20 protein-coding genes, 4 pseudogenes and 1 riboswitch are annotated in these 23237 nt (G+C 59.3%); of the genes and pseudogenes, 6 read left to right on the top strand and 18 right to left on the bottom strand.

Features of this window, described 5'->3' with window-relative positions:
• Positions 1-43: 43 nt before the first annotated feature.
• The 3 genes from OMP40_RS23135 to OMP40_RS23125 form a co-directional block, all read right to left on the bottom strand.
• A complete protein-coding gene (locus OMP40_RS23135) occupies positions 44-1972 on the bottom strand; it encodes a stalk domain-containing protein (protein WP_277534854.1) in 1929 nt (642 codons plus the stop codon).
• Positions 1973-1996: 24 nt separating this feature from the next.
• Positions 1997-3052 carry a S1C family serine protease gene (locus OMP40_RS23130; RefSeq protein WP_277534853.1) on the bottom strand — a complete coding sequence of 352 codons (1056 nt, stop codon included), beginning with the start codon at positions 3050-3052 and terminating at the stop codon, positions 1997-1999.
• Positions 3053-3291: 239 nt separating this feature from the next.
• A complete protein-coding gene (locus OMP40_RS23125; protein WP_277534852.1) occupies positions 3292-3498 on the bottom strand; it encodes a DUF2759 family protein in 207 nt (68 codons plus the stop codon).
• A 337-nt stretch (positions 3499-3835) separates the two neighbouring features.
• Between OMP40_RS23125 and OMP40_RS23120 the strand changes: the two genes are divergently transcribed.
• Positions 3836-4351: a DinB family protein gene (locus OMP40_RS23120; RefSeq protein WP_277534851.1), complete on the top strand. Its 516-nt coding sequence runs from the start codon at positions 3836-3838 to the stop codon at positions 4349-4351.
• Positions 4352-4473: 122 nt separating this feature from the next.
• Here the strand turns inward: OMP40_RS23120 and OMP40_RS23115 are convergent, their stop codons facing one another.
• The 10 genes and pseudogenes from OMP40_RS23115 to uvrB all read right to left on the bottom strand — a co-directional run bounded on the left by OMP40_RS23115 (position 4474) and on the right by uvrB (position 16573).
• Positions 4474-5520, bottom strand: a complete 1047-nt coding sequence (locus OMP40_RS23115; RefSeq protein ID WP_277534986.1) for a DUF2339 domain-containing protein — start codon at positions 5518-5520, stop codon at positions 4474-4476.
• A gap of 88 nt (positions 5521-5608) precedes the next feature.
• Positions 5609-6067: pseudogene (locus OMP40_RS23110) on the bottom strand (DUF2339 domain-containing protein); the annotation flags it as partial.
• The gene (locus tag OMP40_RS23105; RefSeq protein ID WP_277534850.1) at positions 6064-6774 is read right to left on the bottom strand and encodes a YwaF family protein; all 711 of its coding nucleotides are present in this window, start codon (positions 6772-6774) and stop codon (positions 6064-6066) included. The pseudogene OMP40_RS23110 and the gene OMP40_RS23105, both read right to left, overlap by 4 nt.
• Before the next feature lie 98 nt (positions 6775-6872).
• Entirely contained in the window at positions 6873-7169 is a 297-nt protein-coding gene (locus OMP40_RS23100; protein ID WP_277534849.1) for a response regulator transcription factor, read from the bottom strand.
• 157 nt (positions 7170-7326) lie between these two features.
• Positions 7327-7590, bottom strand: a pseudogene (locus OMP40_RS23095) (helix-turn-helix domain-containing protein); the annotation flags it as partial.
• A complete protein-coding gene (locus tag OMP40_RS43160) occupies positions 7521-9005 on the bottom strand; it encodes a sensor histidine kinase (protein ID WP_277534847.1) in 1485 nt (494 codons plus the stop codon). The gene OMP40_RS43160 and the pseudogene OMP40_RS23095, both read right to left, overlap by 70 nt.
• 120 nt (positions 9006-9125) lie before the next feature.
• Positions 9126-9824, bottom strand: coding sequence for a ribose-5-phosphate isomerase RpiA (gene rpiA, locus OMP40_RS23085; protein WP_277534984.1), 699 nt, complete (start codon positions 9822-9824; stop codon positions 9126-9128).
• 159 nt (positions 9825-9983) lie between these two features.
• Positions 9984-12850, bottom strand: a pseudogene (uvrA, locus tag OMP40_RS23080) (excinuclease ABC subunit UvrA).
• 503 nt (positions 12851-13353) lie between these two features.
• Complete coding sequence (locus OMP40_RS23075; protein WP_277534982.1) at positions 13354-14250, bottom strand: IS1595 family transposase; 897 nt, start codon at positions 14248-14250, stop codon at positions 13354-13356.
• Positions 14251-14584: 334 nt separating this feature from the next.
• Positions 14585-16573, bottom strand: a complete 1989-nt coding sequence (gene uvrB / locus OMP40_RS23070) for an excinuclease ABC subunit UvrB (RefSeq protein WP_277534844.1) — start codon at positions 16571-16573, stop codon at positions 14585-14587.
• A gap of 169 nt (positions 16574-16742) precedes the next feature.
• Here uvrB and OMP40_RS23065 point away from each other — a divergent pair, with 169 nt between their 5' ends.
• From OMP40_RS23065 to OMP40_RS23060, 3 genes and pseudogenes are all read left to right on the top strand, one after another.
• The gene (locus tag OMP40_RS23065) at positions 16743-17564 is read left to right on the top strand and encodes a flagellar motor protein (protein ID WP_277534980.1); all 822 of its coding nucleotides are present in this window, start codon (positions 16743-16745) and stop codon (positions 17562-17564) included.
• Positions 17524-17610 (top strand): annotated as a pseudogene (locus tag OMP40_RS40325) (flagellar motor protein MotB); the annotation flags it as partial. The gene OMP40_RS23065 and the pseudogene OMP40_RS40325, both read left to right, overlap by 41 nt.
• 82 nt (positions 17611-17692) lie before the next feature.
• Positions 17693-18340 (top strand): OmpA/MotB family protein, encoded by a 648-nt coding sequence (locus OMP40_RS23060; protein ID WP_338131210.1) that lies wholly within the window; start codon positions 17693-17695, stop codon positions 18338-18340.
• Positions 18341-18432: 92 nt separating this feature from the next.
• Here OMP40_RS23060 and OMP40_RS23055 read toward each other — a convergent pair whose 3' ends face one another.
• Positions 18433-19020: a YcxB family protein gene (locus OMP40_RS23055; protein ID WP_277534842.1), complete on the bottom strand. Its 588-nt coding sequence runs from the start codon at positions 19018-19020 to the stop codon at positions 18433-18435.
• A gap of 123 nt (positions 19021-19143) precedes the next feature.
• Between OMP40_RS23055 and OMP40_RS23050 the strand changes: the two genes are divergently transcribed.
• Both OMP40_RS23050 and OMP40_RS23045 read left to right on the top strand, forming a co-directional pair.
• Positions 19144-20223, top strand: a complete 1080-nt coding sequence (locus OMP40_RS23050) for an SPFH domain-containing protein (RefSeq protein WP_277534840.1) — start codon at positions 19144-19146, stop codon at positions 20221-20223.
• A gap of 6 nt (positions 20224-20229) precedes the next feature.
• The gene (locus tag OMP40_RS23045) at positions 20230-21348 is read left to right on the top strand and encodes a hypothetical protein (protein WP_277534838.1); all 1119 of its coding nucleotides are present in this window, start codon (positions 20230-20232) and stop codon (positions 21346-21348) included.
• Positions 21349-21384: 36 nt separating this feature from the next.
• Here the strand turns inward: OMP40_RS23045 and OMP40_RS23040 are convergent, their stop codons facing one another.
• The 4 genes from OMP40_RS23040 to OMP40_RS23025 form a co-directional block, all read right to left on the bottom strand.
• Entirely contained in the window at positions 21385-21615 is a 231-nt protein-coding gene (locus tag OMP40_RS23040; RefSeq protein ID WP_338131209.1) for a DMT family transporter, read from the bottom strand.
• A gap of 87 nt (positions 21616-21702) precedes the next feature.
• Entirely contained in the window at positions 21703-22056 is a 354-nt protein-coding gene (locus OMP40_RS23035; protein ID WP_277534836.1) for a DMT family transporter, read from the bottom strand.
• A 99-nt stretch (positions 22057-22155) separates the two neighbouring features.
• Positions 22156-22266, bottom strand: a riboswitch (guanidine-I (ykkC/yxkD leader).
• Between the two features lie 30 nt (positions 22267-22296).
• Positions 22297-22842 carry a hypothetical protein gene (locus OMP40_RS23030; RefSeq protein ID WP_277534835.1) on the bottom strand — a complete coding sequence of 182 codons (546 nt, stop codon included), beginning with the start codon at positions 22840-22842 and terminating at the stop codon, positions 22297-22299.
• Positions 22748-23152, bottom strand: a complete 405-nt coding sequence (locus OMP40_RS23025) for a hypothetical protein (protein WP_277534833.1) — start codon at positions 23150-23152, stop codon at positions 22748-22750. The genes OMP40_RS23030 and OMP40_RS23025 overlap by 95 nt, the downstream gene beginning before the upstream one ends.
• Between the last annotated feature and the right edge of the window lie 85 nt (positions 23153-23237).

The following is a 23237-nucleotide window of genomic DNA, read 5'->3' as shown; positions in this document are numbered from 1 at the left end:
TGCGCGTTCGGGCCACTTCACTCTGCCTCATTATGGATTCAGTTTAAACGAGGCGATGACCTCTTCCATCCGTTTTTTTGTTGAACTCGCTTTGGTTCGCAACTTTGAGATTAAGGGTGATCACGTAACCGCGGCCGCCTGCCGCGAACGCATAAACGGTGCTCTTGTACGGAAGGCTGTCGCCGGTGCCGTCATCCTCCATGACGATTCGCTTGGCCTGCGTTCCGCCGAACGGGACGATCGAATTTTCTTTGATGTGTTCGTTTTTATTCTCGGCCGCGGATTGGTTATAAGTGCTGTCGACAGCCTGATACAACTGTTGGGTATCTCCCATTCCTTCGATAACATTAATAAGGATAGATCCGCCATAAAACGCATAAGCAACCTTATCACTTTCAAAATCACTCGCGACCGCCGTCCAATATTGCGGCAGTGAAACGCTGTAACCATATTTCCGGCTCGTTTTGGTCGTGACGGCCGTACGATCCAACCTGTCGTTATCGTCAACGATCTCGCCAAAGTTGCTCGCGATTTTGCGATAATCGAATTGCGACGTTTCAAGAACTTTCTTGAATACCGCTTCGTATTCGGAGGCTCTGCTCTGCATGAAAGAAAACTCCGCGTAATAACGATAGTCGCCCTGAATCGCGTATAGCTCGTATTCGTCCCACCATGTTTTCGTATCGTTCGTATACGACAGCTTCTGCAGCACGGCAGGTACGCCATTCCAGGTCACTTGCGTCCGTTCGAGCTGCTTGTAATAAGGCGTATCGAACGTATCTTTCAGGCGTTCCATCCTGCGCGCCAGCCATTCGTCCATCGTATCCCCTTTTTCCAGGGAAGTAACATCGACAAGTATATAAGCACTGCCGTCTTTGGGTTCATAGTAAGGATAGTTCGTCTTCTCAGGCATCTCCCAGTCCTTCGGAAGCTGAAGCGAGAAGCCGTAGTCGTCGTATTTTAACGTCTTGAATCCTTCCACGACCTGTGTCAGATCCTTAATGCCGGCGTCCGAAGCGTCAAAACTCGTCTTGAAGCTGTCCAAAATGCCCGAAGCTTGCTTCAATTCGTTCGGACCGCTTACTTTCTTGCCGAAAGCGACGACATACAGATAGTCGTTGGCTTGGAAGCCCCGGTATTCGTAATAAAGTCCGTCCTTATCCTTCGTCACGACGCTCTCGTAGGTCATGCCGGAAGCCGTCACCGTCGACTTGCTCACCGTCGTCTCGGTGTCGTAATAGTAAGACAGGATCTTATCCCTGATCTCAAGAGAGGACAGCTTATCGAACGCCGTCGTCACGAATACGCCCAAATAATATTCCTTCTTCACGTCTCCGAACTCAAGGGAACTGCCGTCCGTCGATTGATAAGTCTGCGCCAACCCCGTCGGATAGTTCATCGACCACTTGAAGTAGCTATCGCCGATCTTGGACTTGCCTGCGTCGGTGTCGATGCCGGCCTGGCCGCCGGCCGCAGCGGCGCGCGCGCCCTTGATTACGATCTCCTTGGTCGATGCCGTGAACGCGATCTTGGCGCCGAGCAGCTCGGCTGCGCGCAGCGGCACCATCATAACGCCCTTGACGACGACAGGCGCCGCGGGCAGCGTCTTTTGCACGCCGTTGACGTAGGCGGTCTTGCTGCCTGTAGCCATGACGACCTTCAGGCTGGCGCTGTGCGTCAACGTCATCTTTTTGTTGTCGGTCAGCTGCAGCTGCGCCCCGATTCCCTTGGTGAGTACGCTGAGCGGAATGAAGGTGACGCCGTTCTTTTGAAAAGGCGGCTGTACGGTGGAGGCGACGCCGTCGACCGTCATTTGACCGCTGCCAAGCTTGAGCTTGATGACGACTTGCGTCGTCGCTGCCGCCGCGCTCGTAGCGGCAAAGGCTGCCGTCCCCGATGAGATGGCCAGTGCCAGCGCAAGCAGGAAGGACAAAAACATTTTAGGAAGAAAAATGATCCTCGAATTAGACATAAGTTAGATTAGGCTCCTTTTTTATTAAGACAAGCTCTTGGTTAAAACGACTTGACGGGACACGAGGTCTCCGTCCGCCAGCGCCGTCACGGCGATCTTGCCGCCCGGCAAATAAGACTTCAGCAGCTCGCTCAGCTCGACGAGCGTGGCGATCTGCTTGCCGCCGACCGCGTAGATCTGGTCGCCGGTCTTGAATCCTGCGGCCTGCGCCTCCGCGGATACGACCGCGGTGACGGTCATCGGCTCCTCGGTCGGCAGGCCGACGACGGCGGACCAGCTCTCCTCGAGCTCAAGGCCGAGCGAAGGACGCATCACCTTGCCGTACTTGGCGAACTGGTTCAACACGTACTGCACCGTATCCGCCGGGATGGCGAAGCCCATGCTGTCGATATCGACGTCGACGAACTTCATGGAATTGATGCCGACGACCTCTCCCTTCATGTTCACGAGCGGCCCGCCGCTGTTGCCCGGATTGATGGCCGCGTCCGTCTGCAGCAGGTTGTAGTCGTCGGAGATCGACCGATTGAGCCCGCTGATGACGCCGACCGTGGCCGTGTTGCGAAGCGAGAACGACACCGGCGTGCCGATCGCGATCGCCGGTTCGCCTACCGTAACCTTGAGCGGAGACGCCGCGAACTTCGCAGGCTTAAGGCCGCTGGCCTTGATCTGCACGAGCGCCAAATCGCTGGTCGCGTCGATCTGCTTGCGCGTGCCCTCATACTCCTTGCCGTCCGCGGTGACGACGACGATCCGCGTCATGTCCTGCACGACGTGCGCGTTGGTCACGATCAGACCGTCCGCCTTGATGATGACGCCAGTCCCGTGCGCCAGTTCGAACCGGCCGCCTGCCGCGTCTGGCTTGCCGATGATGGCGACGACGCTCGGCGCGACCTGCTTGATGACCGACGGCACGTCCGCTGGCGTGTACTTGTACGTCTGGCTCGCCTTGTCGTACGTTCCGGTGCCGCCTAGCGCGGCGGTCAGGGACGTTGCTTTGACATAGGCCTCGCCATTGATGACCTTGACCGGCAGGCTGACCGAGCCCGAAGCCGGCGCCGCCGCCGTGGCCGTACCGGCCATCAGCAGCCCGAACGAAAAAAACGCGGCCCCGATCGCCGCTTTGCCGTTTATCTTTTTTAAACAACCCGCTCCCCAACTGCCTCTCGTTCGTAAATTAAGCCCTTTTTTACCATATCAGAATCTTTGCCGTGGAGACATCGGAGATATTGTCGATTCATGTCGAATGTATAAAAAAAAGAGAACCGGGCTCGCGCGCCGGCTCTCTTGTCTTAGTTATGGTTTGAATGCAGCCGGACGAATTACCAGCCGCTGACCATCTTCACGTCCGCGATCAGGAAAACGATCAAGGAAACAGCCGTGAATCCGATGGCAAAAATGTTCTTGTTCGGGCGCTGCCTCACCAGGCGAACGAGCCCGGCGACGATCAGAACCGTGATGATAACCATGAAAATGTCGAATACCGCGAACGTGCTTGCGGATTCAGCCGCATTTTCCGCGAGAAACATGGGTTGTCCTCCCTTATCTCATAACTTTCCCAGTATCCTCTATGTTAGCCATAAGGCCCCCTTGTTGCAAGTCCGAATTTGCGGCCGTAACAACTTTGTCACATCTTCGAGAAAGCGCTAACGTTCAGTCCGTGCTTCATATGTGCAAGCCCGACGGACGTTGAGCCTTATTTCCTTGTAGGGAGCAACCGCCCCGAACCGTTTCGAAAATAAAATGTCCAGCATCGCCAACATTTATAACATGCGCGGCCAATTCGACGCTCGAAGTAACGGGTTGACACGCCCCTCGGCCGATACTACGCTCAAATCAACCCTATATCGAGGAGGCTGTGCGCCCATGCGCGAACGTCCGAATTCAAACGAATACACACCCTATCAAGGACAGTACATCTCGCTGGTCCCCGAAGGCGATCTGATCGAAATTCTGGAGGCGCAAAAAACGCGCACGCTCGACCTGATCGCGGGGCTCACGGAGGAGCAAGCGAACAGTCGCTACGCCCCCGGCAAGTGGTCGCTCAAGCAGGTGTTCGGCCACATCGGCGACAACGAGCGCATCCAGAGCTACCGGCTGCTCCGCATCGCCCGCGGCGACCAGACGAACCTGCCCGGTTACGATCAGGACGAGCTCGTGCCGAACGGTCCGTTCGAGCGCTGGAGCCTGCCGCAGCTGGCCGAGGACTACCGCGCGGTTCGGGAGGCGACGCTGACGCTGCTGCGCGGACTGCGTACCGAGGACTGGACGCGGATCGGCAACGCGAACGGCAGCCCCGTCAGCGTGCGGGCGCTGGCCTGCATCAATAGCGGCCATGAACTGCATCATCTGCGAATCGTGGAGGAGAAGTATTTGAAATAGCGTTTTCTTGACGCAGGCGAAAAAGCGGACGCCTCCCGAACGTGGAGGGTCCGCTTTTTTATCGTGCACCGGCGATGACTATAGGCTACGATCGATTTGATTCCCTCTTGCCTCGATCCGGATTATCCACCATTTACAGTCTTTTCTGCTCCTGGCGCCCACCTTCCGTTCACCCAAGTGATCAGAAACGAAATGCCGCCCAATCCGAGCAGGACGAGCACTTTGAGCAGCGTCTCCTCTCCTTGCAGGTCGAGGATCATCGCTTTCAGCGCCACGAGCACGAGAACTCCGGAGCCGAACCAGCGAAATAGCGGCTCCCTGCGGTACGCGCCCCAAAGGAACAGCAGCAGCGCATATACGCCCCAGGCAAGCGACAAAGCCAGCCCAAGCAGCGTCGTCTCCCCGTTTGCCCAACCGTAAGCGTCGAACAAGCCCGCGATCTGCACGGTCAGCAAGCCGCCGACGACGAGGTGGGCGCCGAGCGCGAGCGCGTTCGATACAAGCTTGCGGTCCGCGCCGTCCAGGCCGACCGCCTGCCGTGACGTCGCATAGTAGAAGCCCATCGCGGCCAGCAGCAGCCAGGATACGGCGCCCCAGTTCAGGAAAGGGACGTAGACGCCGAACCAGTCGCCTCGGGGCGTGGTCCAGGTCGTCGAGAACCAGTAGACGCCGACGATGAACCAGATCGACATGGAGAGCGTCTCCGGCAGCCAATGCTTCCGCTTCTGCATGCGGCCCGCCGCCGCGAGGACGATCGCGACGCCAGCCCACAGGAACACGTTCAACATCGGCTTCACGGCAAGGCCGCTGCCGAGCTGATGGAGAGCGATCAGGGCGAGCAGGGCGCCGATCAGGCCGTGGCTCGCCGCATAAGCGAGCGTGCGGCCCGATTGCCGCAGCACGAAGGCGGCAGCCGCGAGAAACAGCAGGCCGATAAACACCAGCGTATAACCGTCGTCCAGTTCGCCCTGCAAAATGATCAACGCCCACACGCCGAACAGGATGCCGTTGGCAAGGCTCAGATACATATTCAAACCGTCAAAGCATCGGCCCAGCCGCATGCTGGCGATAAGGCAACCGAGGTGGTAGAAAAGAAAGGCGGCCAGCGCATATCGGATCGGCATGTTCTGCCAGCCGGCCGTCGACGGGTCGAACCAGAAAAAGTAGATCGCGTAGAGCGCCCAGGTTCCGGCAAAAGCGATCGGCCGCAGCTCGCTCCAGCCTTTCGCGATGCTGATCGTGAAAAAAGGCCGCGTTCAGGACGAGCAGGTAAAGGAACAGCGCGAAAACCTGGTCGGTCTCGGGCAGCATCAGCATAGGCGACAGCAAGCCGCCGGCCAGCGCGATATTCATGAGCAGCCGGGAGCCGAATCGCCAGGCGTAGGCGATCGCAAGTGCCGTGACGGCGATCATGCCGAGCAGCACCGTCATCGGCGCCCACAGGTCGTAGGCGATGCCGGCGAAAGCGAAAGTCGCGTACAAAATGCAGGCGCCGAGTCCGATGCTGATCTCGCCGGCGACGGCGCCCTTCGGCGTTAGCGCGATTCGCGCGCCGGCCAAGGCGATGCCGATGCCTGCCAGCAGGCCGATGCCGATCTTCATCGGATCGCTGATCCAGCCGCGGTCGACCGTATAGCGGAACAGCGTGATAAAAGCGGTCAGCACGAGCGCGACGCCGAGCAGAGATGTCCAATGCTTGCGCAGATGGTCGGTCATGACGGTGAACCCTCCTTGGGAGATGGAATATCGGTTGGGAAAAGGCGATCGGCCAGCTTGACGGCGCCGAGCAGGAGCAGGCAGAGCGCCAGCGCCACGCCCTCGAGCTCGATCAGGTACCAGGGCCACGGGCCGAGCAGGTCGAGCAGCGATGCCGACGGCGGCTTGCGGGCGAGAAACATGAAGTTGGTCCCGGCCAGCATGTCCGCGATCGCGGCGGGCACCGCGAGGACTTGCAGCCAGCCGAAGGCGCGCAGGGCGGACCCCAGCGTTGGACGGTAGCCCTCGACAATCGTCATGTACAGGTTCGAGACGACGATGAGAATATGCCCGAGGAAAAAGTGCGCGAAGCCGAACGTCGGGAACGGCGCCGTCAGGTCAGGCGTCGCCAGCGCCTGTGCCGCGCCGAGGATGCCGAGGAAAAACGTCGCCTCGTACAGCCTCGGGCTGCCCGTCAGCACCATAATCGCCGTCAGCCAGATCATGAGACTGCACAGCTCGAACGGCAGCGCGTACACGTCCCAGTCCCGCGTGACGGCGCGTTCGGCCAGCATCGCCAGCTCGACGGCGGCCGCCGAAGCTGCCAGGGCGATCCTCGCCCGTTTCGAGCCCCGAAGCCTTCGCCGCTGCGCGCACACGATCGCGACGATCAGCGCCAGCAGGCCGAGCGCCGCCCAGTGCGGCGCCCCGTACGGTTCAAACGTCATGCTCGCTCCCCCCTTCCTCACCCTCATTTTAGAAAATCGGGGCAAAAAAAAATAGTACCAACTTTACGTGGTACCATCTTGTCGCGATCGACAATCGTTTATTCTCGAGGGTCCGGGGGCTGCCCCGGCTCTTCCTTCGGCTTGAACAATCCCAGCTCCCTGACCTGCTTCGCCGCCTCTTTGGAGCCGGGAGCGCGCAGCTTGCGGAGGATGTGATTGATATGGTTTTTGACCGTACGGATGGAAATGAACTGCTTGTCCGCGATCTGCGACTGCGAGTAGCCGCGATCGACCATCTCGAGCAGTTGCAGCTCGGCGGGCGTGATCATGTCCTGGACCTTCTTGACCTCGAACTCCCGCTCCAGCGTCTTCAGGCGCCTGAACTCCTCCCGCATCCGCTCGGCGGCCGCCGGGCTGATCGGCGCCTCGCGCCGAGCCGCGGCTCGAATCGCGTCCGGCAGCCCCTCGAAGTCGGTCTTCAGCTGATAGTCGATCGCCCCCCGCCTGGAAAGAGCGCAGAATGAGCTCCTTCTCCTCCATCGACGTCAGCATGATGACCCGCGCGCCGGCAACGACGGCCGCTTCCTCCGCCAGCGCGATTCCCTCGGGCACGCCATGCAGCATAATGTCCATAAGGACGACATCCGGCAGCGGCATGCCCTCCTCCCCTTCCGTCCGCCCCAGCTCGCCGCGAACCCGTGCCGGATCGCCGCTCGCCAGCGTCACCCGAAGATCCTGTTCTTCGTTCAGGTAAGAGACGAGCCCCCTGCGCCAATCCTCGTCGTCTTCCACGATCCATACGTTAACGGCTTGCATCCAGTCCCGCCTCCTTTGGGTTCTGCGCCGCCGACGGCGCCGAAGAGACCGGACGCGCCTGCACGCTCCGGATCGGCAGCGTCAGATAGACGCTCGTGCCCTGCCCGGCCTTGCTCCGGATCGCCAGCGATCCGCCGTGCTTGCGCATAACCTGATAGGCATAAGGCAGGCCCAAGCCGAAGTTGGTCCCCCCCGCCCTTCGTCGTGTAAAAGGGCTCCAGCGCATGCGCGCGCTGGCTTCTTGTCATGCCGGGACCGGTGTCCGTCACCTCGATGACGAGCTCGCGCCGGCCTTCGGACAGCTTCACCGTCAGCGTTCCGTCCTGTCCCTTGATCGCCTCGGCGGCATTGGCGACGATATTGTTCAGCGCCTCGCCGAGCTGCGCCGCATCCGCCTCCGCCTGCCATTCCCGCGCCGGCAGCAGCAGCCGCGTCTGAACCCCATGAAGCTGCGGCTCCAGCGCGGCGAGCGTATCGCGGAGAAGGGCGCCCAGTCGGACGCTCGTCCGCCGCAGCTCCAGATCGCCGGTACGCCGATGGACGCGGGCGATCATCTCCTGCATATGCAGCGACGCGCCAAGCATCGTCTCGATGTCCCGCAGCAGCTCGGGCTGGCCGGTCTTTTCCGCGTACCGCTTCGTTTTCTCCCCGAACAGCCGCAGCTTGCCCGCGTCGTTTTTCATCGCATGGTTCAGGATGGCCGTGCCCGCGTTGACGGCTCGCCACGTCGTGTCCAATCGGCGACGGTCGACGAGCAGCCGGATGCCCATAAATCCGTAGCTGAACAGGCCGATGAGGAACACGGCGACCGCCAGCGAAGCCACCCATGCATTGTATACCCACATGCGCAGCATGCCGAGGCTGGGCAGCACGTAGCTCATGACCATGAGAAACAAAACGGGCGGCACGACGGCGAGGCAGACGATCCAATAGGTCGGAGAAAGCGGCGACCGACGGGGTCTCAGCAGCAAAATATGCGCCGCCCCGTACAGCATGTAAGGCGCGGCCCACCAAACAACGATCTCGAAGGAGATCGGATAACGCTCCGTGTATCCCGGCGTCAGCAGCAGACAGAGCGCGATCGGCGCCAGGAGGGCGACGGGCAGCGCGCGACGAAGCGCGGGAGGCATCCGTACGGGACGGAACGCCAGCGCGAACAGCAGGAAAGCGTAAGGTACGCCATAGTAGGAAGCGATGGAGGCGGACGCTTGTATATGATAGAGCGGACGCTCCCATCGGTCGCGGACGGCGCCCTCCGCCAGCGCGGGGATGATGTTCAGATCGAGGACGGCGGCCAGTGCGCCCGTCCCGGCTAAGAAGGAGACGGCGGCAAGCCGCCGCGATGCGGAAGAGCCTGAGCCCGCGGCCAGCAGAAAAAGCGCCACCGCCCACAAGACCGGCCATACGAAAAGCATCCTTGCGCCTCCTTCCCCTTAATGGCCGAGCCGGTCGGCGCCTTCCTCGAGCAGCCTTGCGGCGAGCTGCGTCCGGTTTCGCAGCCTGGTTTCGAGGGAGAACGCCCCTCTGCTCATTTGCTATCCGCTTTGCGCGCTGCGCGCCCGAACGCTTAAAGTCCCGTCCTCGCGGCCGAGGATCAGGCGTTCGGCCATACCGACGAATAGACCGTTCTCGACGACGCCCGGCAAGAGATTAAGCGTCGTCTCAAGCGCCGCCGCATCCGCGATCACGCCAAAACGGCAGTCCGCGATGTAGTTGCCGTTGTCCGTCACATAAGGCTCCTCACCCTGGATCAGACGAAGCGACGGATGCCCGCCCAGCGCCTCCAGACGTCCCATCGTCAGCTTGAAGCCAAACGGCACGATCTCGACCGGCAGCGGGAATGTCCCCAGCGTCTCCACTTCCTTGGAGGCGTCGGCGACGATGACGAGCCGCTTGCTGTGCGCGGCAATAATCTTTTCGCGCAGGAGCGCACCGCCACCGCCTTTAATCAAATTCAGTTCTCCGTCCGCTTCGTCGGCGCCGTCGATCGTCAGATCGATGCCGCCGGGCGGAACATCGTCCAGTGGCACCAACGGAATGCCAAGCGAAACGGCAAGCTCTTCGGAGCGAATCGACGTCGGCACCGCCGTAATTTTCAGACCTTCCTTGACGCGTCTTCCGATATCCACAATTGCCCAATACGCCGTGGATCCCGTTCCCAATCCCACCAGCATTCCATCTTCGACAAGCTTGACCGCTTCTTCGCCCGCCAATCGTTTCGGATCGACTGCCATATGACTCACCTTTCCCGTTCTCCTGACTTTTACAATCGGATATACGCATTATAGCAAAAAGCGGCGGAGCACCGGCAGCCCTTGTAGGCTCCCATGCCCGCCGCCCTCCGGCAACGCCTCTGGATTACCCTTAACGCGATTGGAACGTATCCTCTGCGATTAAACCTCGACCGCAGCCATCGCCGCTTCGGTTCGCGCCCGGTCCCGCTCCAGCACGGGACCGAGATACTTGCCCGTATAGGACTTCGCATTGTTCGAAAGCTGCTCCGGCGTTCCGACGCCGACGATCGTGCCGCCGCCGCTGCCGCCTTCCGGCCCGAGGTCGACGAGGTAATCCGCAGTCTTAATGACGTCGAGATTGTGCTCGATGACGAGCACGCTCTCGCCCGAATCGACCAGCCGCTGCAGCACCTGGAGGAGCCGGTCGATGTCGTGGGCGTGAAGGCCCGTCGTCGGCTCGTCGAGGATATACAGCGTCTTGCCCGTGCTGCGGCGATGCAGCTCGGCCGCCAGCTTGACGCGCTGCGCTTCGCCTCCGGACATCGTCGTCGACGGCTGACCGATCGTCATATAGCCGAGGCCGACGTCGAGCAGCGTCTGAAGTTTGCGGTGGATGCGCGGGATATTTTGAAAAAACTCCGTTGCATATTCGATCGTCATCTCCAGCACTTCCGCGATGTTCTTTCCCTTATACTTGACTTCGAGCGTCTCGCGATTGTAACGCTTGCCCTTGCATATTTCGCAAGGCACGTAGACGTCGGGCAGGAAGTGCATCTCGATCTTGATGATGCCGTCGCCCTTGCAGGCCTCGCAGCGGCCGCCCTTGACGTTGAAGCTGAAGCGTCCCTTCTTGTAACCCCGCACCTTGGCCTCGTTCGTGATCGCGAACACGTCGCGGATATCGTCGAACACGCCGGTATATGTCGCCGGATTCGAGCGCGGCGTGCGCCCGATCGGCGACTGGTCGATGTCGATGACCTTCTCCAGATGCTCCAAACCTAGAAACTCTTTATATTGGCCGGGACGCATCTTCGCCTTGTTCAAGTCGCGGGCAAGCGTCTTGTACAAGATCTCGTTGACCAGCGTCGACTTGCCCGAGCCCGATACGCCCGTCACGGCCGTGAACACGCCGAGCGGGAACTTGGCGCTCAGGTTTTTGAGGTTATTTTCCGTCGCGCCCTTAACCTCGATCCAGCGGCCGTCGGGCTTGCGCCGTTTGAGCGGCACCGGGATGAATTGACGGCCGCTTAAATAGGCTCCCGTCAGCGAGTTGTCGTCGCGCATGACTTCTTCAGGGGTACCTTGCGCGACGACGGTCCCGCCGTGAATGCCGGCGCCCGGCCCGATATCGATCAGATAGTCGGCCGCCATCATCGTGTCCTCGTCATGCTCGACGACGATGAGCGTGTTGCCGAGATCGCGCATATGTTCCAGCGTCTTGATCAGCCGATCGTTGTCTCTCTGGTGCAAGCCGATGCTTGGCTCGTCCAAGATATAGAGGACGCCCATCAAACTCGAACCGATCTGCGTGGCCAGCCGAATGCGCTGTGCCTCTCCGCCCGACAGCGTGCCCGCGGCGCGCGAAAGCGTGAGGTAATCCAGTCCTACGTTGACCAAAAAAGCCTAACCGGCTGCTGATCTCCTTCAAGATCAGATTGGAGATTTGCTTGTCCTTGGCGTTCAGTTCGAGCGCCTCGAAGAAATTCATCGCGTCTCCGATCGACAAAGCCGTGACGTAAGCGACGTTCTGGCTGCCGACCGTGACGGCCAACGCTTCCTTCTTCAGTCGCTTGCCTTTACAGCCCTCGCAAGGCTTGGCTCCCATATACTCCTCGATAAACTCGCGGATGCCGTCCGATGCCGTCTCCCGGTAGCGGCGCTCCAAATTCGGCACGACGCCTTCGAACTGGACCATCGCGTCGCGCGTGTAGCCGAATTCGTTTTGATATTTGAACCGGATCTTCTCCGGGCCCGTGCCGTACAACAGCAGCTTCATCTGTTTGTCCGTCAGTTCGGATACCGGTACCTTTGTGGGAATCTTGTAATGGCTGCACACCGCGGCGAGAAACTGCGGATAATACGTCGAAGTGCTCCCCGCCCAAGCGGAAAAAGCCCCCCTGCTCGATGCTCTTGCTCTTGTCGTGCAGCAGCAGGTCGGGATCGACGACCATCTTCACGCCAAGCCCGTCGCAATCCGGGCAAGCGCCGAACGGCGAGTTGAAGGAGAAGAGCCGCGGCTCCAGCTCGCCCATCGAAAACCCGCACACGGGACAGGCCAGATGAGAGTTGAACATCAGCTCTTCCTTGTCGATGATATCTACGATGATCTGTCCGCCGGACAGCTTAAGCCCGGTCTCGAGCGAATCGGCCAGGCGCGTCGCAACGTCTTCCTTCACGACGATCCGGTCGATGACGACCTCGATCGAGTGCTTCTTGTTCTTCTCCAGCTCGATCGGCTCGGACAGATCCATGATCTCCCCGTTCACGCGCACGCGTACGAAGCCCTGCTTCTGAATGTCGGCCAGCAGCTTCGTATGCTCGCCCTTGCGCCCCGACACGATCGGCGCCAAGATCTGCAGCCGAGTCCGCTCCGGATATTCCATGATCCGGTCGACCATCTGCTCTACCGTCTGAGACGTAATCTCGATGCCGTGCTCCGGACAGTGCGGCTTGCCGATGCGGGCGTAGAGCAAGCGCAGGTAGTCGTAAATCTCCGTCACGGTGCCGACGGTCGACCGCGGATTGCGGCTGGTCGTCTTCTGGTCGATCGAGATGGCGGGCGACAGTCCTTCGATCGAATCGACGTCCGGCTTGTCCATCTGTCCGAGGAACTGGCGCGCATAGGCGGAGAGCGACTCCACGTACCGGCGCTGCCCCTCGGCGTATATCGTATCGAACGCGAGCGAGGACTTGCCCGAACCGCTAAGCCCGGTCAGCACGACAAACTTGTCGCGCGGAATGGTCACGTCGATATTTTTCAAATTGTGGGCGCGGGCGCCCTTAATCACGATCTGATCGCTTCCCAAAACGTACAGCCTCCTGTCGTTAACGGCCTGGGCTCGCTCTCCGCGCCGCCTCCGTTCACGTTCCGTCACATAAGAATATGTGTTCTCATTCCATTATACTTGCCGATGAACTGGTTCGCAAATGGAAATCCCAACAATACGCGGCGTTCTTTGGAGAGCGCTGCTCAATTGGTCCTTACACCGATTCGGCCGCTCCCGACCCAGAAAGCACCTATTTGGGCCGTTTCAACGTTATCCCCTTCGAACAGGCTTTCACAGTTCAAAACCTAAATCGGGAACGTTTTATCCTCCAAATCTAATCCAGCATTCAATCGCTTTATCGCAGCATCCGCCAGTCTGCCTAGGCATTCGGTTCCCTATCGTCGAATATCATATTATCCGTCCTTTTTAATTATCCCCACGGAACAGGTCGCCCATATCAATAACTACGCTCGGATATACAGATTCAGCGATCCAATAGGCATATGTCATTTTAAAAATTAAAAAACAGCGTACACTCCCCCCTATGAGACATTCTTCTTCCTGATATTGGACTGTCCCGTCCATCTCACAGATCGCACCGCCCTTCTTTTGTTTACGAGCGCACGAAGCGTCACTGTCCTGGTTATTCCGCACAAATTCAAAAGCGTAGCAAATGCATTCGTGCCTGCATTGATCCGATAACAAAATTCGTCCAGATATGCCTGAAGATGCTTAGGACCAATGCCCCCGAACGTTCTGGCAAGCCAGCCGATCACCCCGCGCCAAATCAGGCCGATCTCGGTCACACCCTCGCTATCGCTCTGTTTGACGATTTCTATGCTATGAATTTCGGATTTAACATCCGTCACGTGGCGCCATAGGAAAGTACCGTAGCACTCGACATCATATGAACGTCGCCTGAATTCTCCATGCGGCAGCCGCTTAATCTTAACTTCGGCAACTCCGCCGGATTCAGGATCGATTGAAGCGCCTACAACTGCCGGCTGATCCCGTTGATCGGGCGGATCAAAAACGCCGCTCATGGCCGGACGCGCATAGAAATCGCCGTATAATTGCAATTCTCCTTTTAAAGGTCTAGATTCGTCCCAAACTTGGATCGCATGCCGGAGCTTGTGATTCATCAGCCACGCCGTCTTGTAAGTCACTTGAATAATCTCTGCCAATAGCTTGGCTGAAATTCCCTGTTGCATCAAATACAAGGCGCTGAACCACTTTTCGAGCGGCGTGCGAGTCCCTTCCATGATCGTTCCGACAGTCAAGGAGGTTTGATGATGACAGACGCGGCACTCGAATACACGGTTGCTTCTGGAAGTAATGCGATAAAATGAGGATCCTTCGCAATGAGGGCATCGAAAACCGTCTGGCCACTTAGCTTGGAACAAAGCGTTCTCGCAAGCCTCCTCCTGAAACGCCGGCATTTGCTCGTAAATGGATCGCAAAGCGGTTCATCCTCTCCTCCGAAAATAAGAACACCCGTTCTTAAAATACCACATTCATCCAGGGATTCATAGCGTCAATTTGTAACCTGATGGAGGGGGATATTCGTTAAACAGCTCTTCTCATGCGGTCATGCCTGAGTGAAGGGGATAGCGTTGAAATGTATTCAAATCACCTCGCCACCTGTTCGAAGGGGATATTGTTGAAATGTCAAAATAACATTGTTGTAGCTCGAACCGGACCGTTAAGCGCAGGCTTTTGCAAAAAAATAAACCTTGCAAGGATTCGTGATCCCTGCAAGGTTGCGCACTAAATTTATAAGCTTGCCTTCAGTTCAAGCAGCGCGTCGCGAAGCTCGGCGGCGCGTTCGAACTGGAGGTTTTTCGCGGCGTCCTTCATCTCGGCCTCCAGGCGGTTGATGACGGACTGACGGTCCTTCTTGGACAGCTTGTCGACGTCCTCGAGGCCGGTCAGATAGGCGCTCTTCTGTTCGGCGACCTTCGTCGCTTCGATGACGTCTCTGACCTTCTTGCGGATCGTCTGCGGAGTGATGCCGTGCTTCTCGTTGTAAGCCGTCTGGATCGCGCGGCGGCGCTCGGTCTCTCCGATCGCCTTGGCCATCGAATCCGTGATCTTGTCGCCGTACATGATGACGCGTCCTTCGGCATTGCGCGCCGCCCGGCCGATCGTCTGGATGAGCGAACGCTCGGCACGAAGAAAACCTTCCTTGTCGGCGTCGAGGATAGCGACCAACGTAACTTCGGGCAAATCAAGACCTTCCCGCAAAAGGTTGATGCCGACGAGTACGTCGAACGTGCCGATACGCAAGTCGCGCAGGATCGCCATCCGCTCCAGCGTCTTGATGTCGGAGTGAAGATAGCGGACCTTGATGCCGACTTCCTTCATATAGTCGGTCAGATCCTCCGACATCTTCTTGGTCAGCGTCGTTACGAGCACGCGCTCGTCGCGTTCGATCCTGGCGCGAATCTCGCCGAGCAGATCGTCGATCTGCCCCTTCGTCGGGCGCACCTCGATGATCGGATCGACAAGCCCTGTCGGACGGATGATCTGCTGCACCATCGTCGGGCAATTTTCGAGTTCGTAGGGCCCTGGCGTCGCAGACACATAAACGAGTTGCTTGGCTTTGCCCTCGAATTCCTCGAAGCGCAGCGGCCGGTTGTCCTTCGCAGACGGGAGGCGGAAGCCGTGATCCACGAGCACCGTCTTGCGCGCCTGGTCGCCGTTGTACATCGCGCGCACCTGAGGCAGCGTCACGTGGGACTCGTCGATGACGATGAGGTAGTCGTCCGGGAAAAAGTCCATAAGCGTGTACGGCGTGGCGCCGCGCTCGCGGAACGTCAGCGGGCCCGAGTAGTTCTCGATGCCCGAGCAGAAGCCCATCTCCGCCATCATCTCGAGGTCGTAGCGCGTGCGCTGCTCCAGCCGCTGCGCTTCAAGCAGCTTGCCTTGGTCGCGCAGCTCGGCGAGGCGCTCCTCGAGTTCCCGCTCGATGTTGACCAGGGCCACCTTCATCTTCTCCTCGGCCGTCACGAAGTGAGACGCCGGGAAGATCGAGACATGCTCGCGAGCGCCGATGATCTCGCCCGTCAGGACGTCGATCTCGGTGATCCGCTCGATCTCGTCGCCGAACATCTCCACCCGGATCGCGCGGTCGCCGACCGACACCGGGAAGATCTCGACGACGTCGCCGCGCACGCGGAACGTCCCGCGCGTGAAGTTCATATCGTTGCGCTGGTATTGGATGTCGACCAGCTTGTGCAGGATCGCGTTGCGCGACTTCTCCATGCCCACGCGCAGACTCAAGCGAAGGTCCCGGTACTCCTCCGGAGAACCGAGACCGTAGATGCACGATACGCTCGCGACGATAATGACGTCGCGGCGCTCGAAAAGAGCCGAGGTCGCGGAGTGGCGGAGCTTGTCGATCTCGTCGTTGATGCTGGAGTCCTTCTCGATATAAGTATCCGAGGACGGGATATACGCCTCAGGCTGATAGTAATCGTAGTAGCTGACGAAATACTCGACCGCGTTTTCCGGAAAAAACTCCTTGAATTCGCTGCACAGCTGCGCCGCCAGCGTCTTGTTGTGCGCGATGACCAGCGTGGGCTTGTTCACCTTGGCGATCGTCTGCGCGATCGTGAACGTCTTGCCCGTCCCCGTCGCGCCGAGCAGCGTCTGATGCCGCTTCCCCTCGTTGATGCCGGCGACGAGCTCACGGATCGCTCCCGGCTGATCTCCTTGCGGTTCGTATTCCGATTGGAGCTTGAATCCGGACGGCACTGCCATTATTAAGCCCACCTCCGTGTCTTCTTGTAGACCAAAGTCCTATATCGTACCCTGCTTCATCCGACCGATAAACAGGATATCCCTTCCAACGAGTCCGAATATGTGTTCTCATTCATTATATCGGGTTCCCGGAAACCAGTCAAAGGAGTGAAGCTGCATGAAGCAGCGTATAGACCAAACAACCTCGTGGGGCATATTGGCGGCCCTCGCCGCGTTGATAGGCGGATTTTTATGGGAGGGCGGGCATTGGGAAGGGCTCATCGAAAAGACGGCGCTGCTGATCGTATTCGGCGGCACATTCGCAGCCGTCGCCGTCAGTTTTCCCGCTTCCAGGCTCAAGCAGATTCCCGAGTCGCTGAAGACGGCTTTCCGTCCGAGCGCAATCGCGGTCGCCGACCGGATTGACGAACTCGTCGAACTGGCCACGACCGCCCGCCGGGAAGGCGTGCTCGCCTTGGAAAATAAAATCGTCGAGCACCCGGACCCGTTTATTAAAAACGGTCTTCAAATCGTCGTCGACGGTACCGATCCCGAGCTCAGCAGGCAAATTCTCGAATTCGAGATCGACGCCATCGAGCAACGGATGGAAAATCAGGCGAAAATATTCGAATCTGCCGGCGGTTATGCGCCGACGATGGGCATCATCGGTACTGTCATGGGACTCATCCACGTATTAAGCAACCTCTCCGATCCCGGCTCGCTCGGTCCGGCGATCGCGGTCGCTTTTACGGCTACGCTATACGGCGTCGCCTCGGCGAACGTTCTCTACTTGCCGCTCGCCTCGAAAATCCGCATCCGCGCGGCCGAGAACGTGCAGTTCACGGAGATGATGCTCGAAGGCATCCTGGCGATCCAGGCCGGGGAAAATCCGGCGCTTATCCGCAAGAAGCTGACTGCCTTCATGCACACGGAGTCGCTGTCTTTCGACCGGAAAAAGGAGGAGAGCGAAGATGGCGCGGAGACGGAGCCGACGCAGCCGAAACGCGCATGAGAACCATGATCGCTGGCTGATTACCTATGCGGATCTGATCACCCTTTTGCTGATTTTTTTCATTATCATGTACGCGATGAGTCAGATCGATATCAAAAAAATACGACACCCTGGCGAAGTCGCTCCAGTTGGAGTTCAACCGGGCCGACAGCATCATCGAGATGGGCACCGGCATCCAAGGCAGCACGGACGTATCCAAGCACCCGGACACCGCACCTTCGGCATCCGCATCCGCGTCCGCGTCGCCCGCCCCGTCCGCGCAATCAAGCGCAGCGATTGACGCCGAGATCGCCCGCAGACGTGAACAGGCGCTGCAGGATTTGCTGAAAATCATCGAGACGTACGTCCGGCAAAACAAGTTGCAGCAGGACGTCTTCGTCGGCGATACGCCGCAAGGCATCTCGATTCGCCTGTCCGACAGATTCCTGTTCGATCTCGGGAAGGCGGATCTTAAGCCGGAAGCCATACCGGCGCTGGACAAGCTGTCCAGCCTCTTCACCAAGCTGGACACGACGATCTCCATCCAGGGCCACACGGATAACCTGCCGATTCAGCCGGGCTCCGCGTTTAAGGACAACTGGGGCTTGTCGTCCGGCCGCGCGCTGTCCGTCCTCCGATACTTTGTCGACATCCGCAAGCTGCCGGAGGATCTATTCGAAATCGCAGGCTACGCAGACACGCGCCCCGTCGCCGCGAACGATACCGAGGCCAACCGTCAGAAAAACCGCCGCGTGGAGATCCTCGTGGTGCGTCAGCCGGAAGGGTCCGCCCGGTAACGGCCCGACCGACTTTTATAGATAGATAAAAGCCTCCATCAGCGATCGCTGAGGAGGCTTTTTTTAATGCTTGGGTACTTCACTTCGTCGCCTTAAGCAAATGCCAGCGCAGCCGCGATAATGACGGCGGCCGCGATGCCCGCATAGAAAAGCGCGCGGTTTCTCGCAGCGCGGCGAACGATTTGCGAAGGCACGCTTTGCCGAATCCAGTTTTTTAACTGCGCCAGATCCTCCCTGCCGGACAGGCTCCGCGCGGGGATGAGGCTCACGCCCTTCTGGCCGACGTACAGGACGATCATGCGGCGATCGATCGCGAACCTCCGAACATCCGCCCAGGCGACCTGCCCTTGCGCGGTGGGCGCGCGGTAACGGAAGCCGGAAGCGTCGAACTCGTATTCACGATGCTCCGCAGCAAAACGCCGTTTTATCGCTTGTACCGCTCTCAGGTAAGCGGAGGCCGGGATAAACAGCCCGAAGAACAACAGAAGCCACTGGACAAAATGAAAATGGTCCGCCGCTCCCCCTCCTTCCTTTAGGACCGAGAGCGCCATATAGATGAAATTCGCCCCGCATACGAGTATAAAGAAAACAAAGCCGGGACTTCCGTAAAAATGCCTCGTATTTAACGCCACGAGGTCCTTCTCTGTCGTATCGAATGCCGCCCTCACGATTTTTTCCATAGCTTCCTCCCGCCTTCTCTTGCTCCGCCAACGCGCTTGCAGCTTTCATTATACCAACATTTTATCGAACGAACGGGAAATAAAGCTTATAATGAAAGCAAAGACATCGAACGGAGGCTGAATATGGGATTGTTCGACTTCATCAAAGGTCAGTTTATCGAGGTCATCGAATGGCTGGACGATACCGGCTCGATGGTATACCGCTTTCCGGTCTACGACAACGCCATAAAGATGGGCGCCAAGCTCGTCGTGCGCGAATCGCAAGCTGCCATATTCGTGAACGAAGGCCAGATCGCCGACGTTTTCGGACCGGGCACCTATACGCTGAGCACGCAGAACATGCCGGTCCTGACCGCGCTGAAGTCCTGGAAATACGGCTTCAACTCGCCTTTCAAAGCCGATGTGTTCTTCGTGAGCACGCGCAATTTTACGCAGTTGAAGTGGGGTACGACCAACCCGGTTCTGATGCGCGACGCGGAGTTCGGGATGGTTCGCCTGCGGGGTTTCGGCAACTATGCGCTCAAGGTGAACGACCCTGCGCTGTTCCTGAAGGAGATCTTCGGGACGCAGCAGGATTTCTCGGCGGAAAACGTGGCCGGTTATCTGAAATCGGTCATCGTCTCCGGCGTGAGCGATCTGCTGGGCGAGTCGAAGATTCCGGCCATCGACCTGGCGGCTTCGTACGATGAGTTGAGCCGCGCCGCTGCCGACAAGCTCCAGGCGCATTTCATGGCGATGGGCCTTTGGCTGACCGCGCTCACGATCGAGAACATCTCGCTGCCCGAGGAAGTCGAGAAAACGATCGACCGCCGGTCGTCGATGAATATTGCGGGCAACCTTGATCAGTACATGAAATATCAGACGGCCGAAGCGCTGCGCGAGGCGGCAAACAACCCGGCCGACGGCGGCGCAGGCACGGGCATCGGTCTTGGCGCCGGCATGGCGATGGGGCAGGCCATGAGCCAGATGATGCGGCAAAACGAGCAGCAGAACGGGGCGAATGCCGGCGGAACTCCAGGCGCAGGTTCAGGTGGAGGAGCTGCAGCTCCGGGCAGCGGTTCGGCCGCAAGCGAGCGCGCGGCCCAAGTCGGCGGGGTCTCGGACGGCGGCGGCACGGCGGCGGCGAAAAAGTTTTGTTCGGAGTGCGGGCAGCCGCTCGCGCCGAACGCGAAGTTCTGTTCCAACTGCGGAACGAAGGTGTAGCGCAGGATGGGGACAGACGCAAAAGCGGCGCTTGAGGCGATCCAGTTTCCCTGCGCGAGCTGCGGTGGAACGATGCTTTTCGACGCGGACAGCCAGCAGTTGAAGTGCCAATATTGCGGCCGGCTTCAAGCGATCGATGCAGACCATGCGCTCCCCCGGGAGCATGCGCTGGACGACGGCAAGCCGGAAGAAGCAGACACGGATTGGGGCGTGGCGCAGCAGACGATCAAATGCCAGTCCTGCGGCGGCGAGAGTCTGATTCCGGCCCTGCAGACAGCCACGCTTTGCCCTTTTTGCGGCTCGCCGAAGGTGCTGCCCCAGCCCGCTGCGGCGACGGTAAAGCCCGAATCGCTCATTCCCTTTCAAGTCGACAAAGAGGATGCCGCCGCCGCCTTTCGGTCATGGAAAAAGAAACGCTGGTTTCTCCCCGGCGCCTTCAAACGGGAAAACACGAGCGCGCGCCTAGCCGGCATCTACATCCCGTATTGGACGTACGATGCGGACACGTCTTCCGCTTACACCGCCGAACGGGGCGATTACCACTACCGAACCGTGACCAGAACGCGCACCGTAAACGGAAAAACGGAAACCTATACCGAGCAGGAGCGGTATACGGTCTGGCATCGCGTGAGCGGAGATTACGACCGCTTCTTCAACGACGTGCTGATCCCGGCCTCCGGCCAGTACGACGCCAAGCTGCTGGATCGCCTAGGCAACTTCGACTTGGGCGGACTGCTCGGCTACAAACCGGATTATTTGAGCGGCTACATCGCCGAACGCTATTCCGTCAACCGAACGCAAGGCTGGGAGGAAGCGCGCGAGCGGATCGACGATGCGCTGCGCGCCGACATCCGCGCCGAGATCGGCGGCGACGAAGTACGTTCGTTGAACGTCGATACCGGGTACTTCAACCGTACGTTCAAGCATCTTTTGCTGCCCGTCTGGAACGCCAGCTACAGTTACAAGTCCAAGCCCTACCGCTTCATGGTTAATGGCCAGACCGGACTCGTATCCGGAAATGCGCCGCGCAGCGCCTGGAAGATCGCCTTTTTTGTGCTGGCGTGTCTGGCTGTCGTCGGGGCGATCGTGCTGTGGTATACGAGCACCCAACAATCGCCTCAATAGAAAAGACGACCGCCCTGCTCAGGAGCAGGGCGTCTTTTATTCTCCGACCAACTTCAAGCCCACCGCGGCGGCGATAACAAGCGCGAGGAAGAACAGTCTCGAAGCCTGGCGCGATTCGCCGTAAAAAACCATGCCGAGAACGGTCGCGCCGACCGAACCGATGCCCGTCCATACGGCATATGCCGTTCCCATCGAGATCTCCTGCATCGCGGCGGTCAGCAGGCTGAAGCTGAACAAAAAGCTAATGCAGATGATACTGAGTCCCAACGCGTCCCTGCGGCTGCTCCAGCGATTTAAGCCGACCGTCCCCGCTACCTCAAAAAAGTCCCGCGCATACTAAATACACCCACGCCATCAACGCGTCCCCCTTCCCTCTGTTTCCGAGTTCTGTTTAGGACCGGATGTCGCTTTTAAGCCGACGATGCCGACGATCATAAGCGCGACAAGCGCCAGCTTAGCCGCATTGAGCTCGCCCTCGAAGAATACCGCTTCCCCGATCACCGTTCCTGCTGCGCCTAGCCCCGTGAAAGCTGCGTAAGCCGTGCCGATCGGCAAGACGCGCGTCACTTCCATCAGACTCCAAAAGGAAAAAGCTAAAGCTATGGCCGTCAGCAGCCATTCCCACCACGTCGAAGCATGCTTCAAGCCCGACACCCAGCCCACTTCCGTCACGCCGGCTGCGATGAGCAGCGCCCAATATTTTGTCATCCGTGATCCTCTCTCCTCGCCTTCGACATGCAAAAAAGCCCGACAGCATCGGCATGCGGGGCGCGCGGCTTAAATGTCTCTCGCGGCCTTGCATTCTGATACTCCCGGGCTTTTGTCCCTCCGTGACGCCTGCCGCACTCGGCAGGGCGCGCCCTCCCCTTGGACCAGACAGCCGGCCGAAGCCGCCCCGGAACCCTAGAGGACGAATCCCATCCATATTAACGAACAACGATTGGGCTGTCAAACCCTATCTCTAATAAACGTTGGCCGCAAGCGGCCCCGGTCTCTATTTGCGCCGCCCGCTGCGCGGAGGCAGTCCTTCGGGCACGGGCTTGACTGCGGCCGTCGACGCAAGCCGCGAAAGCCTGGTCTGCCGTCTCGTCTACGCGTCTTGTCGCCTCCGAGGCCTGCTTTCCTTCGGTCAAAGCCAGCACGCCATTCCCCCCGCCCTCCCGCTTCCTCAGGCGGCGGCCCGCTTTCCGACGCCGCGGCCTCCTCCGATCCGCCGTAGCTTCTTCGAGCGCCTTTTCCGCGCAGCCTCGCGCCGGCCAGACGGAGCCCCTGGCGCAGCGAGGACGACCGCGGCGCGGCGACGTACTCGGCATCCTCATCCGGCGCAAGAATCAATCCAAGCTGATGATGCTCGCCTGCATACCTGGCCCGCTGCGCAAACTTCACGTTACCGTCGCGATTAAGCACCTCGAGCTTCGTGAACGCCGGCTGCAGCTGAAGCGCAGCGTGAAGCTCCTCCTTGCTGCGCACCCGGACACCGTTCGCCTTGCTCACCGTTTCCCCCCGCGATCAGCCCCATCTCGAACGCCGGCGTGCCGGGCAGAACGGCGAGGATGACGACGCCTCTGCCGTCCTGTACATAAACAGGATGGCGCCCCCGTTCGCGCAGCCTTCCCCAGAAGAGCAGAGCCTCGTGCAAAATAAAAGCCGCTGCGCCGGCCACGATCGTAAGCGGTCCCCAAAACGCTGCGCCGGCGGCAAGCGCCGCAATCGCCAGTCCGTATAGAAGGAGGCCGCCGCCCATTTCCTTCGCTTTGGCTTCCGGCCAGCGTGTCGACGTCCGGTCCGTAAACCCGATCAGCACCGGAAAAGCCGCCAGCGTCCACCCTGCTACCGTTACTGCCGGCCCACCGTCCACACCGAACAAGGGCGTCCACGGCAGCGTTAAC

The organism is Cohnella rhizosphaerae (assembly GCF_029525575.1).
GTDB classification, from domain to species: Bacteria; Bacillota; Bacilli; order Paenibacillales; family Paenibacillaceae; genus Cohnella; species Cohnella rhizosphaerae.
This window is presented reverse-complemented; position numbering and strand designations above follow the sequence as displayed.